This window comes from Culicoidibacter larvae (assembly GCF_005771635.1).
Lineage (GTDB): Bacteria > Bacillota_I > Bacilli_A > Culicoidibacterales > Culicoidibacteraceae > Culicoidibacter > Culicoidibacter larvae.
On sequence record NZ_VBWP01000002.1, the window covers coordinates 192963 to 207679 of the forward strand.

The 14717-nt window shown below is 41.0% G+C and carries 12 protein-coding genes; 5 read left to right on the top strand and 7 right to left on the bottom strand.

Features of this window, described 5'->3' with window-relative positions; all coding sequences use genetic code 11:
• Positions 1 to 60 precede the first annotated feature (60 nt).
• Both FEZ08_RS03440 and FEZ08_RS03445 read right to left on the bottom strand, forming a co-directional pair.
• Positions 61 to 801, bottom strand: coding sequence for a Bax inhibitor-1/YccA family protein (locus FEZ08_RS03440; protein WP_138190316.1), 741 nt, complete (start codon positions 799 to 801; stop codon positions 61 to 63).
• Positions 802 to 867: 66 nt separating this feature from the next.
• Positions 868 to 2601, bottom strand: a complete 1734-nt coding sequence (locus FEZ08_RS03445) for an ABC transporter ATP-binding protein (RefSeq protein WP_171014918.1) — start codon at positions 2599 to 2601, stop codon at positions 868 to 870.
• A 249-nt stretch (positions 2602 to 2850) separates the two neighbouring features.
• On the opposite strand from FEZ08_RS03445, the gene FEZ08_RS03450 reads away from it, so the two are divergent.
• Positions 2851 to 4086, top strand: a complete 1236-nt coding sequence (locus FEZ08_RS03450; RefSeq protein ID WP_138190318.1) for a DUF3440 domain-containing protein — start codon at positions 2851 to 2853, stop codon at positions 4084 to 4086.
• The gene (locus FEZ08_RS03455) at positions 4073 to 4591 is read left to right on the top strand and encodes a ParB N-terminal domain-containing protein (RefSeq protein WP_138190319.1); all 519 of its coding nucleotides are present in this window, start codon (positions 4073 to 4075) and stop codon (positions 4589 to 4591) included. Before FEZ08_RS03450 ends, FEZ08_RS03455 begins: the two co-directional genes overlap by 14 nt.
• 57 nt (positions 4592 to 4648) lie before the next feature.
• Here FEZ08_RS03455 and FEZ08_RS03460 read toward each other — a convergent pair whose 3' ends face one another.
• The 3 genes from FEZ08_RS03460 to FEZ08_RS03470 all read right to left on the bottom strand — a co-directional run bounded on the left by FEZ08_RS03460 (position 4649) and on the right by FEZ08_RS03470 (position 11033).
• Positions 4649 to 6325 carry a sugar phosphorylase gene (locus FEZ08_RS03460; RefSeq protein ID WP_422386943.1) on the bottom strand — a complete coding sequence of 559 codons (1677 nt, stop codon included), beginning with the start codon at positions 6323 to 6325 and terminating at the stop codon, positions 4649 to 4651.
• 4 nt (positions 6326 to 6329) lie between these two features.
• On the bottom strand, positions 6330 to 8972 hold the full coding sequence (locus tag FEZ08_RS03465; protein WP_138190321.1) for a glycoside hydrolase family 38 N-terminal domain-containing protein: 2643 nt from the start codon (positions 8970 to 8972) through the stop codon (positions 6330 to 6332).
• Positions 8973 to 9065: 93 nt separating this feature from the next.
• Entirely contained in the window at positions 9066 to 11033 is a 1968-nt protein-coding gene (locus FEZ08_RS03470; protein WP_138190322.1) for a fructose-specific PTS transporter subunit EIIC, read from the bottom strand.
• Positions 11034 to 11333: 300 nt separating this feature from the next.
• Between FEZ08_RS03470 and FEZ08_RS03475 the strand changes: the two genes are divergently transcribed.
• Together FEZ08_RS03475 and FEZ08_RS03480 are read left to right on the top strand one after the other, a co-directional pair.
• The gene (locus FEZ08_RS03475) at positions 11334 to 11810 is read left to right on the top strand and encodes a MurR/RpiR family transcriptional regulator (RefSeq protein WP_138190323.1); all 477 of its coding nucleotides are present in this window, start codon (positions 11334 to 11336) and stop codon (positions 11808 to 11810) included.
• Positions 11773 to 12072: an SIS domain-containing protein gene (locus FEZ08_RS03480; RefSeq protein WP_138190324.1), complete on the top strand. Its 300-nt coding sequence runs from the start codon at positions 11773 to 11775 to the stop codon at positions 12070 to 12072. Before FEZ08_RS03475 ends, FEZ08_RS03480 begins: the two co-directional genes overlap by 38 nt.
• 24 nt (positions 12073 to 12096) lie before the next feature.
• On the opposite strand, the gene FEZ08_RS03485 is transcribed toward FEZ08_RS03480, so the two are convergent.
• Positions 12097 to 13224, bottom strand: a complete 1128-nt coding sequence (locus FEZ08_RS03485) for a glycerate kinase (RefSeq protein WP_138190325.1) — start codon at positions 13222 to 13224, stop codon at positions 12097 to 12099.
• 145 nt (positions 13225 to 13369) lie between these two features.
• Positions 13370 to 13837 carry a hypothetical protein gene (locus FEZ08_RS03490; protein ID WP_138190326.1) on the bottom strand — a complete coding sequence of 156 codons (468 nt, stop codon included), beginning with the start codon at positions 13835 to 13837 and terminating at the stop codon, positions 13370 to 13372.
• Positions 13838 to 14002: 165 nt separating this feature from the next.
• Here FEZ08_RS03490 and FEZ08_RS03495 point away from each other — a divergent pair, with 165 nt between their 5' ends.
• A complete protein-coding gene (locus FEZ08_RS03495; protein WP_138190327.1) occupies positions 14003 to 14689 on the top strand; it encodes a DsbA family oxidoreductase in 687 nt (228 codons plus the stop codon).
• The last annotated feature ends 28 nt before the right edge of the window (positions 14690 to 14717 follow it).

A 14717-nucleotide genomic window follows, 5' to 3' on the forward strand; every position in this document is an offset into this window, starting at 1 on the left:
TGAGGAAATTAAAAAAAGAGCAGCGCAAGCGCTGCTCTTTTTCTGCTTTTTCCCTAAAACTTATCGTCTGCGTCCTAAAATACGCAACAAGAACAAGAATAAGTTGATGAAACTTACATACAAAGTGTAAGCGCCATAAATAGCTAAGTTTCCTTCTTGCCCTTCAATACCGTGAATTGCGATTTCACGCAATTGCTGAGTACGATAAGCAATCAGACCCAAGAATACAATTACTCCGATAAAGCTAATAACAATATCGATAATATTAATTGATGTTCTCCATAATAATGGTCCAACAATAAAGTTCACTAACATAGCAATTAAAATACCCATTAATCCGGCAACTGCTAACTGACCAACTTTGGTTAAGTCTCGTTTAGTAATTGTCCCATACAGTGACATTCCCAAGAACATCCCGCCGGCAATACCGAAAGTGGTTAAAATTGATACCGAGCTGTAAATCAAGAAAATATCTGCCAATGCTAATCCAGTTAATACCGAATAGATAAGGAACATAATCCCTGAAACAACCTTACTCATTTTTCCGATGAAGAAACTCATCACAAACCCCATGATAGCCCAAACAATGAAAATACCATAGTAAGCCATAAAGTCAGTTCTCAACATTAAAGTCCAGAATCCTTTTGATGTTCCGGCAAAAAATGCCACTGCAGATGTTAATAATAATCCGATACCCATCCATACGTATACATTACGCATAAACGTAGCAACTTTAGCATCGGTATTTACTTGTGTAGTCTCTTCCGGATTGAAAGTATATTGATTTGCTTGATAATCCACAAGTATCCCTCCTTAAATTTTTCTACTATATTATACTCTTTTAAATAACAAAAATCAATATTGTGATTAGCCGCCGATAATTCCGTTCTGGCTTGCTTCATAGAGGTTTTTATAATGCCCCTCGGCAGCGAGTAACTCCTGGTGAGTTCCTCGCTGCACAATTCCTTCAGCATCCAAAACAATAATTTCATCAGCGCTCTGCACCGTCGTCAAGCGGTGAGCAACCACTAACACAGTACGTCCCTTAATCAAAGTTTCAATACTTTGCTGAATATATGCTTCGGTAATGTTATCCAAGGCACTAGTCGCTTCATCCAAAATCAGAATCTGCGGATTTTTCAAGAAAATCCGTGCCAAACTCAAACGTTGTTTCTGCCCGCCTGATAAACGCACGCCGCGTTCACCAACCATAGTATTATAGCCATCTTCGAGGGTCTCAATGAAGTCATGAATGCCGGCAGCCTTCGCTGCCTCAATCACGGCAGCATCATCCGCTTCCGGATTACCATAAGCAATATTATCACGAATCGTTCCCCAGAAAATGATAACATCCTGTTGTACATAGCCAATATGACGGCGTAATGAACGCATTTGATAGTCACGAATATCGGTGCCATCAATAGTAATGCTTCCGCCTGACAATTCATAAAAACGCGGAATCAGCTGCGCAATTGTAGTTTTACCGACCCCGCTTGGCCCAACTAAAGCAACCATTGTCCCTTTTTTAATATCAAGCGAGAAATCTTTTAAGATATCTGCTTCTTCAGTATTATAAGTGAACTGGGCGTGATCAAATACTATCTCACCTTGTACATCACCGGTCATGGCAATTGCATTCGGACGGTCTTCAATTTCAACCGGTTCATCCATTAATTCCTGAAAGCGTTCAAAACCAGCCCATCCTTGCTGGAATAACTCCATCATATTCATGATTCGGCGAATCGGTGTTGTTAATAATGCAAAATACATAATATAGGCAACTAAATCCCCAAACTGAATCTGATTATAAGCGACTAAGAACGCACCTACTACTAAAACTGCAACACTCAATAACTGTACAAAGAAGTTATTTACTGCGGTTGTGCTTGCCAGCGGGCTAAAAGCGCCGCGATATGCTTCCATATACTCGGCATTGTCTGCCTGAAACTTCACTTCTTCAAATTCTTCATTTGCGAAGGCACGAGTTAATCTGACGCCGCTGATAACTCCTTCAACCCGGCTGTTGATTTGTGCCAGCTTACTGCGTAATTTTCTAAAGGCAACAATCATGTTTTTACGGGCAAACAGCATTAAGAATAACTGTATGAAAGTTAAAATGAACAATCCGGTAGTTGCCCAAAAATTGATTTGAATTAAATAGATATACCCAAATATCAACATAATTGAAATCATCAGCAAATCTTCAATACCATGGTGAGCAAGCTCACTAACCTCACGTAAATCCGTTGTCAAACGACTCATGATTTGTCCGGTTTTATTGCGATCATAGTAACCGAATGATAATGTTTGCAACTTATTGAATGCCCGGCTACGCATATCATTTTCCATGCGAATCCCAAACACATGGCCATAAAATGCAACCAAATACTGCATAATCATATAAACAATCAATAAAACGAGTAATACCCCGGCAACAACTAACACACTTTGCAAATCGCCATCAGGAATATATACATTTAAAATCGTTCGCGTAAATACAGGTATCGCCAGCTCAATTCCGGTGTAGACGACAACAGCCGCCAATACAAAAGCAACAATCCGAAAATGCGGTCGATAATACGATAAAAACTTTTTCAACATATGACTTTCCTCCTTGTCAATGAAAATTACAAAAAGACGGCGTTGCTCCATTCTTCGGGGCAACGCCAATCTTATTAAGTATTGGTATTATAACATTATATGGATGTTATGTCAAAAGGACGCGGCAGTATAAACAAGTATTCACAAAATATATTAGGATTATTTCACTAAATCGTCAAGATTTAGTATAATTATCTAGTGAAGCTTGTAACACAAGTAAATACCAATGGAAATCGGGGGAGATTTACTATGGGAAAGATATATTTAGATAAAAATGTTTTTGATGCTGCCAACGAACGCCTGACTTATATATTCACGCACTTTGAAAACGTCTATTTTTCATTTTCCGGTGGCAAAGACAGTTCGGTGATGGTTCAGCTGGCGAATCGGGTTGCCAAACAAATGGGCAGAACTTTTGATGTGCTCTATATTGATTTGGAAGGTAATTATAAAGCTACGCGCAAGCATATTCAGGAAATAAAGCAATTGAGCCAGATACGGGATTTTTACTGGGTCTGTTTGCCAATAAAACTCCGCAATTCTATCAGCCAGTTTCAAACGCACTGGGTATGTTGGGATAAAATGCTTAAGCATTTATGGATCCGCCCCCGGCCAGCGGACTCCATAAATGAAGAAAATTATCTAAAAAAATATAATTGGGACTGGTTTGTGCCACAAATGCAATTTGAAGATTTTGTTATTGAATTTGCCAAGTGGTACCAGCAAGAAAAACAAGGACAAGTTGCCTGCGGTGTCGGGATTCGCGCCAATGAAAGCTTGAATCGCTTTCTAACGATTGTTTCTGATTCAAAAGGAAAATATCAAGATCGGGTTTGGACTACTTTAGTGAAGGTTCCTGAGGAACTGCCGATTTATAACTTCTACCCGATTTATGATTGGGAAACCAGCGATATTTGGACAGTTGTTGCCAGATATGATTTTATGTACAACTATGTTTATGAACTGATGTACAAAAATGGACTTTCGATTCATGAATCGCGTCTCTGTCAGCCCTATGGCGATGACCAGCGCAAAGGTTTAGAACAGTTTAAATCTATTGAAGCGGAAACTTGGGGTAAAGTGCTGATGCGGGTTCAAGGTGCAAACTTCGGTAGTCTCTACTCGCGTGGCGAGATGCTCTCGTTTCGAACGCTCAATAAGCCGGCTCATATGAGTTGGCAGGAATACACGGTTTTTCTTTTGGAAACTATCGGCACAGTTAATTTTGATTTGATGGAACATTATGCCGAAAAAATCAGAAAGTTTATTAATTGGTATGAACGAAAAGGTGTCTTCGAGATTAAAGATGTTTGTGATTCAAAGCTGGAAACTAAACGAATGGTTCCTTCATGGCGAAGGATTGCTAAAATGATTCTCAAAAATGATTATTATGGTAAGACGCTATCGTTTAATCAAACCAAAAAAGATGATGAAAAACTGGAAGTTATTTTAGAAAACTGGAGGAATTACTATGGCCAATATTAAATTAAAAGCAATGGATGTCGTCCTTGCTGATATCAACGATGTATATGCCAATGATTATAATCCAAATATTATGGCTAAACCTGAGAAAGAACTGCTAAAAACTTCAATCCTCAATAACGGTTTTTGTTTCCCGATTGTGGTCATCCAAGACGAAGATAATAAGTATTGTCTGATTGATGGCTTCCATCGTTTTCTTATTGCCAAGGAACTAAAAATGCCACAAATACCGGTTGTCATTCTTGACCATGACATTTCTAAACGGATCAGTGCTACGGTTCAATTCAATCGCGCTCGTGGTACTCATCAAAGTTTATCGATGTCTAAATTAGTTGTGCAGCTGATTCAAAATGGTAAAAATGATGACGAAATTGCTCAAGAGCTTGGCATGGACAAGGATGAAGTTTTACGGCTAAAACAAGTATCCGGTCTCAAAGCAGCTTTTAAAGACCAAGAATTTTCCAAAAGCTGGGAAGAATTTGATAACAAATGGTTTCCCAGAAAATAAATAATTGCTAACATAATTGTAAAACCCCCGCATCATCAAGTGATGCGGGGGTTTATTCTACTGTTCTTGTAACCAAACAAAACTATAGCCATTTAGCTGGACTTCAGTCTCATAGAGTTCATCATTAAAAATATTTTTAGACATTGTCTGAAGTGGCACTATTTTTGGTTTTGCCGAGAAATTATACAATGCTCGTACCATTTCATCTCCTATTCCACGTTCTATAATAATGATTGCATCATCATCACTCGTCAGAACTCGTTGCTCTGCAAATGGATGAAATGCTGATGTTGCCTGACGAACTTCAAGCAATTGTTTCATATTACTAAAAATATAGTTGCGGCGCGGATCATTTTCAAGTTCCGCCGCCAATTTATCAGCATCAAGCTTTTCACGATTGATGCGACGATTAATACCACTTGATTCCATGCCGGCAATATCATTGTCGGAACCGAATAATGTATGGTAATAAATTGCCGGAACGCCGATAAAACTCATTAAGAACGCATGCGCCAAAATTGATTTTTTCCATGAAATTGTTTCATCAATATCTGTAGCATGACGCAAAGCATCAATATAATTGATGTTTAGTTCGTATGGAGATTTGGTACCGTCAGGATTGTTTTTATATGAGACCCGACCACCATTACTTTCTACTGAAGTAATCAAAGCATCAATCTGTTCTTTATCCAAAATACCCTCAACCGGGCGGACACCAATACCATCATGACTGGAAAGAAAATTAAAATAAGTCGCTGAAGCACTAGGATTAGTAATCTGCGAAGCCCATTCGCTCAACTTCTTTGCATCCCCACTTTGTATCGTATGCAACATTAACGGCGGCAAAGTAAATTGATATACCATATGTGCTTCATTCGTGCCATTGCCAAAATAACTTACATTCTCAACATGAGGTACATTTGTTTCCGTAATAATCTGCACATCCAGTTGCAAGCCATCAACTAACTCGCGCCATAACTGAATAATTGCATGAGTTTGCGGTAAATGAATACAAGTTGTTCCTGATTCTTTCCACAAAAACCCAATCGCATCCAGTCTGATACTGCGAGCACCATGACTTATATACTCTAAAAATATGTCGGTTAATTCAACTAAAACATGAATATTTTTCACATTAACATCTATCTGATCTTCGCTGAAAGTTGTCCAAACTGTTTTCTGCTTTTCATGCTGCCCATATGTATGGAACAGCGGTGTGACCCGCGGCCGGGTCACGCCGCTGGCATCGAAATCAGCATCATATTCAATGAAATAGTCGGCATATTGCGGTTGCTGATTTAAAAAGCCCTGAAACCAATCACTCGATTTTGAAATATGATTAGCAACAAAGTCATACATCAAGCGATAATCATGAGCCATTTCTTGCAAATCCTGCCAATTACCAAGCTGGGGATCAATTTTGCGATAGTCAACTACTGAAAAGCCATCATCTGAGGTGTACGGAAACATTGGTAAAATATGTACATCAGTAATTGCTTTACCGACATGTTGCTTGAGAAAACGATGCAAAACCGGAAATGTTGTCAGACTTTTATCATAGATACTGTCACCATATGTAATCAAGTAGGTATTCTGTTCTGTTAATTGTTGTCCTGCTCGGGGCAATTGGTGCTGCCACTTAGCAATTATTTGTTCGAAAAGCACAAGATATTCCGCTTGATACTCATCTTGATATATTTGTTTAAGTTTTTGCTCGATTTGGGTTTTCAGCATCATTTTAACCTCGCTTTGTTTTTATAGTAATGTAATTATTTGGTGCCAATTCAATCTTATTATCAGCTAATGAACTGCACTTATCTTCAAGTAATCTTGATTGACAAATCTGCCATCCCGCTGATAAAGCAAAGGTGCCCTGCTGAACAGTTTCAGAAAGATTGAAGCATCGAACAATTATTTCATCAGCATGACTTGCTTGTTTTAACACACTCAGTGATAATGCCGGGTTATCCAACTGAATCATTGATTCATCTTGCCATTGCACCATATTCATTGGCAATTCAAAACGTTCCAGTCTTGAATGAAAAGTATTCATTTTTTGCTTTTGATAAACCGTATAGCGCGGATACAATTGTTCGTAATAATTATATAGTGGTTGTTGCGGTGTCACGGCAACAACACCATAGCTGAAACTCATTGTCTGCTGCATTTGTGCATCTGGTGTCGGGACAACAATGTTGTTGATCCCAGATGCACGCCCGGGACGATTGACTAAATCGTCCCGCCCCAGCAAGCCAACACTGCGGAACAACGTCACTGCAAGTTCACGATTGCTGACAACCTCGTATTCTTTCAGCGCCTGACTAACCAGCAACAATTGTTGCCCGGTTCCGCCTTGAAGCTGTACCAGCTGATCAAGCGCATGAATCGCTTGCGGTTTCTCGGCAAACTTCATTTCGCGCCAGTTTGCCGCACGCGGATTTTCCAACTCACGTTGCAACATGCCGAACCCTTGTTTAGCCAAATTCTGCTTAATATCAAATCCGGTAGTAATAACCGCACGTATACGATGATCTTTGCAACCATTAACAATTTCATGCTGAACTTGAATTAATTCGGCATCATTCTGCAAAGTAATTATTGTAGCAATAGTTAAGCGTTGCTCAAAAACACCAGCTTGCCGGTCAACCAGATTAGCAGCAATCTTCAATTCAGTCTCAACAAGTAGTTGCTGCATAAACGCATCGCGTCTAACCTGCACTGAATCGCCTGCAATACTGCCAAACACCGATACATCACCAATTAATGGCGAAAAGTCATAAGAATCACCGGCATCAGCAACATCTTCAAAACGAATGAAATTATTGATGCGACCATGTTTATTCTCAAGATAAAGCTCACCGGCTTCTACCCCTATGGTGTAGAAGCTATTTTGAATAGTAGCTGACTTATCTTCAATTAGTAATGGCATTTCAGGGTTTTCTTCAATGGTAAAAATCGCTAACTGCCACGCCGGAAGGGTTTGATTATAGAGCTGAACATCGAATTGGTAATAACCCGGTTGTTCAATTTGTTGCTCACCGTTTGCAGTTGCAACAACAATACTTCCGCCACTTATATATTTCTTATCAAAACAACTGAATGGCACTTCTTGATTATTCTTATTCAATATTTTTATCGACTCAGCACGACTAAAAACAGTGGTGCGAACAGGTGTCGCCATATCATGAATATCACTGTTGAAGACAATAAACTTGTTCTCGCAGTCATCAGTAATTGCTGCATGTGCAATTCGCTTCTGAACAATATTCAATAAATCATTGACAATGCGCTCGCACGATGCAAGCCGCGCCATAATTGCGGCATTGGTGGTATCTGAATTACAACCGCCAATACTATCATGAGCGTGCACATCAAATAATTGTTTCCAGACTGTATCCAATTGTTTTTGCGGATAATCACTAATACCCTGCACTTTGGCAAAAGTCAGCATCGGCTCAAGTATATTCAAAATTTTGTGTTCAATTCGACTGTTTGCTTCTTTAATATCATAACGCTGTGAAGCAATAGTAGTATGAATGCGTGACTTTTGCGAAGCAACCAGTTCATTTTTCAACTCAGTAGTAAACTTTTCCGGTTGTTGCCAAGCTTCTTCCATAAAGTGTTCATAATCAGACAGCACAAAATGATATTGTTCCTGCATCGCATTTAAACGAGCAACAACATCTGGAAATTGTTCTCTTACAAAAACCTGATCTCCGCCCGCCGGCAACAACAATACATCAGTATTTGTATTCAAATCGCTTAACACCGACAAAATCGGTAACAAATGTTCATTCAAATATGCTTCATCTGCTTGCAAAAACTTCCCAGGCCCATAGCCAAAATATATATAATTCATTGGTACCTGAACATTATCCGGTGAAGTCCAAAGCATATTTACATCACCACTGCTTAGCTGGTCGTTGTAAATACCCCGTTGTACAATTGATTTAGCAATACCAAAATCTTTAAAAATTGATGGCAAATAAGCATTCTGACCAAAAACATCCGGTAAATACCCAATATCCATCGAATGTCCCATTGCTGAACTCAACTGAATACCATACAGCAAATTACGAATTAAGGATTCAATATGCACCAGTCTGGTATCCGCCTGCGTATACCACGGTCCAATATACAAACGTCTTGCTGTAACCAAATCGCTGATTAACTCACGATCTTCAGGATGCCATTGTAGATATTCATCAATAACCGAATACTGCCCATCAAAAACATATGCCGGAAATTCCGGATGGTCACGCAAAAAGCGCAACAAAGCATACATATTCTCAGCCAACAACACATTTGAATCTTCAATAGTAAAATACCACTCCCGATCCCAATGCGAATGCGGTACGACGTGAACAATTTTTTTCTTCATCTGTAAAACCCTTTCTCTGGAGAAAAAGCAGGGCTTCGCCCTGCTTATGGTAAAGAACTAAGCCTCGGGCTTAGCTCTTTACCCAACTTTCGCTTAAGCTTGCTGCTTGCGCTCATGTCGTTTAATAATATAGAAACGAACAAAGATATTAGCAAACGCAATAAATAACACACCTACAGCTAATCCTAATAAATATGCAGGCAAATTCGTTACTAATGGCCAACCCCAAATTGCAGGTAATGGTAACCATTGCTCAGCACCAAAGAAGATTGCCACCCATGAACCAAGAATTGCGCCAATAATATTGATTGGAATCGTGATAAGCGGGTTTTTCAGCATAAACGGAATTGCGCCCTCACTAACAGCAATGAATCCTAATAATAATGAAGTGTTTCCGGTAATTCGCAAGTCATCTTCAAACACGCGACGACCAACAACAAAGCGATCTAATACTGTTGCCAAACCTAATCCAATCGGCGGGATGACAATTGATAATACCCGTGCTGTTAATGGGAATACACCCTCAGTAGCTAACGGAATCGCTACCGCGCCTGCAGCTTTATTAACTGGACCACCTAAATCAAAGGCAGTTAAACCGGCAATAATTGCTGACATTGTATATTGACCTAAGTCTGAAGCACTGCGAATCGCATCTTGTAACCATTGATTCACAAAACCAAATACTGGTTCAACAACGGTATAATTTAATAAGAATACTAAGAGTAAAGTTAATCCAGGAATAATCAACATTGGTTTAATTGCATTTAAGTTTTTAGAAACCTTAATTTTACGATTAAAGAAATCAGCAATAAACCCGGCTGCTAACCCAAGAATCAATGCACCAATGAAACCTGATGGAACATGCCCGCCAATACCCCAAATGGTATAATTGATTCCGGCTGCCAATACCCCGCCGGCAAACCCCGGGATAAGACCTGGCCGGTCAGCAATTGAATAAGCGGCAAACATCGCAAAGATTGGATAAATAAATCCAAGCAATAATGAACCAAACTTATCTAAATAAAACAAACAAATAATTAATTGATTTGGTTCGTTCCAAATAGCTCCGGTAGTAATAATATCAGTAACCCCAAACGCCATAGCTAATAATTTAGCAATTCCGGTCATCAACCCAGCGCCGACAAGTACCGGAATCATATATGAAATCCCAGTTAAAATCCCTTGATATGCCCGTCCGAAGAACTTACCGCGTTTTTGCATATCGGCTTCAATATCACCGGCTAAAGTATCACCTTCAACAACACCATCGGGATTGTTGAGTACCCGTTCAACAATTGCTTTAGCATCATGTAATGGCTCAGCAACACGAGTTTCTACATATGGCAACCCGGCAAAGCGCGCTTTTTCTTTAACAGCAACATCAACTGCAAAGATAACTGCCTCTGCACGTTTCACGTCTTCGGCGGTAATCTTATCTTCAAGCCCATTTGCTCCTTGCTTTTCAACTTTGATTGCATACCCTAACTCAGCGGCCGCAGCTTCTAAGCTGCTTGCTGCCATATACGTATGTGCAATACCGGTTGAACAAGCGGTAACACCCAAGATAAATTTATCGCTGCCACTGCTTACAGTAGCTTTTTTTACATCCTGACCAAAAAATGCAATAAACTCTTCTTTGGTTTTTGCTGCCTTTAATTGATCAGCTGCCGACTTATCTGCCAGACGAGTACTCAAATCAGCTAACAGCTGTAAATGCGTACTTCCCGCTTCTTGATCTGGAATAGCCAATAAAAATACCAAGTCGACTTGGTTGTTTTTATCAATACTTTCCCAATCAGCAATTGGTCGCTTCAAACGCGCTACCCCAACGGCTGCTTCTTTAATTGCCGCAGACTTCCCATGAGGAATTGCCAGCCCATTCTCAAGCCCGGTCGGTGAAACTGCTTCACGCTCATATACCGCCGCCTTCACTGCTGCTTTGTCGCTAAACACACCCAAATCGCTCATTTTATCCAATAAAGCATCAATAACTTCAGCTTTAGTTGCATAATCTGCATCGAGTATGATAAGCTCCTTTTTTAAAATTGATTGAACATTCATAAAATAACCTCCTATTTTTGTAACTGCTTCCAATACAGTTATACCATGAAAGAAAGTACTGTCGGTATACAACTCCCGTACAATTATACAAGAAATAAGCTTAAAAAGCGCTCGCAACCATCTGAAATTGGAAAAAATTACTCGGTCACGTATGCCGAAATACGCTCCCTCCTAATTTTTTCCAATTCCATTCGGTATCAAGCGCTTTCAATCACTCATTTTTTATAGTAGACTAATTATTATTGCGTATAAAGCAAATTATGCGTATAATTAAAGCCGTATTCAAGGAGGCCAACCTGTATGAGCAACATTCTTCAACCATTTATCCAATATCTGCCACAACTGAGCGAATCAGAAAAGCACGTGCTTTATTATCTGGAAAACTTACCTTCAGAAAGCTACAAAAGCCTGTCGCTGACAAAGCTTGCCGAGGCAACCAATGTCAGCACCACCACCGTCATCCGCATGTGCCAAAAACTCAACTTGAGCGGATTCAGTGAACTAAAATTTCACCTCACCCATATTACTCCGGCTGCTGATCAGCAAGTCATCACCGAAAGTATATTGGACTCGGTCCATTATCTTACCGCTGAAACGGCAATTGCCCAATATAATCAAGCGGCAAAAATGATACAAGCAGCAAAACGTATCTTCGTCATCGGTGTCGGCCTCTCAAAAGTAAACGCCGAATACTTCAGCAAACTGCTCATGCAAGTCGGCAAAGAATCCTCATATATCTATGAGTCACACATCGCCGGCCTCATTGCAAAAAGATGATTTGGTTATTCTTATATCTGCCAGCGGCTCAACCGGAACAATTATTTCTACAGCTACTCAGCTTCATTACAAGCATATCAAAACTTTGGCAATCACCAACAAAATCGACACCCCGCTGCACCAGCTAGTTACCGCTGCCTGCAGCACCAATATTCCTGAACACATCTACAATGGCTTTGATATCTCTGCCCGCTCATTAATTATGTTTATCCTGGATCTCATCTTCAACTTTTACGTACAACTAAACCAAAATAAAAACTGAACTGCCTAACAGTTCAGTTTTTTATTATTTCTCCCGTAATAAACGACCAATCGCATCACTTGTTATTTCAATATTTTCCAGTGCATGAGCCAGCTGCCATTCAAGCGGCTGAGCAGTATGAATAACCGAAAACACGGCATTAATACCATGCTCATATACGACCTCAAAACCATCACCAGTAATACCACAAACAGCAATCACCAATGCATCTTCTGGTGCCACCTTCGCAACCCCAACCGGCACCTTACCAAATACCGTTTGGCCATCAATCTTACCTTCACCGGTGATCACAATATCAGCATCGGTGCAAATCGCTGCTAAGCCAACTTCCTCAAGCACGATATCAATGCCCGGGTATAACTTTGCCGATGTAAACCACAACAAAGCTGCACCAAGCCCGCCGGCCGCGCCGCTACCAGCCACACTCGCCGCATCTCTGCCGGTCGCCGCTGTTGCCACCGCCGCATACTGCGCCATCCCGGCTTCCAACGCGGCTTGCATCGCCTTATCAGCACCCTTCTGCGCGCCATACACATATGTCGCCCCTTGCTCACCAAGCAAAGGATTACTAACATCACAAGCAACAATCAACTCAACTGCGTCAAGCACCGTGTGCTTCGCACTCAAATCAATTGCAGCAATTCGTGCCAACTCACCGCCGCCATAACCAACCGGCAAACCATCGCTATCCAAAAACTGCACACCAAGCGCCTGCATCATGCCAATACCGCCATCATTGGTTGCACTGCCGCCAATACCTAAAATAATCCGCTGCACCCCGGCATCAAGTGCCGCCGCAATCAACTGTCCGGTACCAAAACTTGTCGCCTGCATTGGATTCCGCGCTTCTGATGGCACCAAGTGAATCCCGCTCGCTTCAGCCATCTCAATAAAAGCAGTCATGCCATCGCGACTAAAACCAAGCTGTGCTTCAACTAACTCACCAGCAGGACCAACAACAGAAATTCGCTGAATAACACCACCGCTCGCCGCTGTCAGCACCTTAAAAGTACCCTCGCCACCATCAGCAACCGGCACCTGCACAAACTGTGCATCAGCAAAATGCGGTCGCATTCCGCGCTCAATCGCAGCCGCCACCTCATGACTCTCAGCACTCTCCTTAAACGAATCCGGGGCAATAACAATCTTCATAGCGCCAACTCCTCCATAATCATACGTTTATCATATCACGAAAATACTCAATATATAAAACAAGCGATGTATTTTTCTACATAAATTTTTAAAAGCCAAGCAGTCGAACTGCTTGGCTTTTAAACTTTAATATAACTCCTGTCAACTACAACTCGGCAAGTCTTTGTTGGGCTTGTTCCACCAAACCTGAATTAATCGGAAAACAACCAGTCAACAGATCAGTGTTTTCAAAATAGGAATAACGCATCGGGCAAATCGGCACACTCACCAAGTCTTCGGTATCGTTCCCGGTTTTCGTATGATACTCCTGATTCAGCTTAGTATACGCATCATACATTGCTTTATCGGTAGGAACAACGTACTGCTGAAATGCATCCTGTAAAATCTGTGCTGCACTCGCAGTGTCACGACTATTAATCGCATTATTAAAACTATCCCAGTTCGGGGCCGGTTGTGGCGCATACGCTTGATTATCCTGAAGATAACTTGCTATATGCTGTTGTTCAAAAACCAGCTCATTCAAAGTCTGACTCACGGTATACCAGTTGTAAGCAAAAAAGCCACCACCGGCTACTAAAATAACGACAATCACCGCAATAATAATTTTCTTCATTCTTTTTCGCCTCCTGCCACAACTCTTATTCTACAAAGTCTATAATCAAAAAGCTATTGTTTATGCCTATTTTTATATAACAAAAAAGTCACTTAAGCAGATTCCTTTAGCTTCCTCAACGAAAATGCTATACTAAATGTAATTATATGTAAAGGATCGATACCAATGAATAACACCACTACCATCGAATTTTTCCATGACGTCATCTGCAGCTTCTGCTTCCCGATGTCTTATCGCATGCGTGAGCTTGCGGCACAAATGCCCAATCTCACCATCACCCACCGCAGCTTCGCCCTCGCACGCAGCGAAGCTGACCTCATCGCCATGTTTGGCTCACGCGAGCAAGCCAAAAACGAAATACTCAACCACTGGGATCATGCCAATCATAACGACGACAATCACCGCTTCAATATCGAAGGTATGCGCGCTGCAAACTTCCCCTTCCCAACCTCAATGAACGGCCTGCTTGCTTGCAAAGCAGCCGGCCTCATCGGCGGTGATAAAGTTTACTGGGATGCATTCGACGCCATCCAACAAAAACTCTTTGTCGAAAACCAAAACATTGAAGATCCTACAGTCATTGCTGACGCTATCAAAACCACAAAAATTGATTTTGAAGCATGGCAAACTCAACTTGATAAACCTGAAACCCTAGCAGCAGTAGAAGCAGACTTCAAGCTGGCAGCTGCCTACCAGATTCAAAGCGTACCAACCCTCATCGTCAATGGCAAATATCGCATAAGTGGCGCCCAACCACTCGAAAATATCAAAGCCGCCATCCAACAAGTAACCATCGAAGAAATGGACGGCGCCAGCTGCAAAATTGTTAATGGTCAAATGTATTGTGAGTAAAATAAAACCCCAGGACAGTAAACCGTCT

Bases quoted from the DNA above. Each gene is read 5' to 3' on its own strand.
- FEZ08_RS03445 (WP_171014918.1), bottom strand. From the start codon at position 2,601: ATGTTGAAAAAGTTTTTATCGTATTATCGACCGCATTTTCGGATTGTT.
- FEZ08_RS03450 (WP_138190318.1), top strand. From the start codon at position 2,851: ATGGGAAAGATATATTTAGATAAAAATGTTTTTGATGCTGCCAACGAA.
- FEZ08_RS03455 (WP_138190319.1), top strand. From the start codon at position 4,073: ATGGCCAATATTAAATTAAAAGCAATGGATGTCGTCCTTGCTGATATC.
- FEZ08_RS03460 (WP_422386943.1), bottom strand. From the start codon at position 6,325: ATGCTGAAAACCCAAATCGAGCAAAAACTTAAACAAATATATCAAGAT.
- FEZ08_RS03465 (WP_138190321.1), bottom strand. From the start codon at position 8,972: ATGAAGAAAAAAATTGTTCACGTCGTACCGCATTCGCATTGGGATCGG.
- FEZ08_RS03470 (WP_138190322.1), bottom strand. From the start codon at position 11,033: ATGAATGTTCAATCAATTTTAAAAAAGGAGCTTATCATACTCGATGCA.
- FEZ08_RS03475 (WP_138190323.1), top strand. From the start codon at position 11,334: ATGAGCAACATTCTTCAACCATTTATCCAATATCTGCCACAACTGAGC.
- FEZ08_RS03480 (WP_138190324.1), top strand. From the start codon at position 11,773: ATGAGTCACACATCGCCGGCCTCATTGCAAAAAGATGATTTGGTTATT.
- FEZ08_RS03485 (WP_138190325.1), bottom strand. From the start codon at position 13,224: ATGAAGATTGTTATTGCCCCGGATTCGTTTAAGGAGAGTGCTGAGAGT.
- FEZ08_RS03490 (WP_138190326.1), bottom strand. From the start codon at position 13,837: ATGAAGAAAATTATTATTGCGGTGATTGTCGTTATTTTAGTAGCCGGT.
- FEZ08_RS03495 (WP_138190327.1), top strand. From the start codon at position 14,003: ATGAATAACACCACTACCATCGAATTTTTCCATGACGTCATCTGCAGC.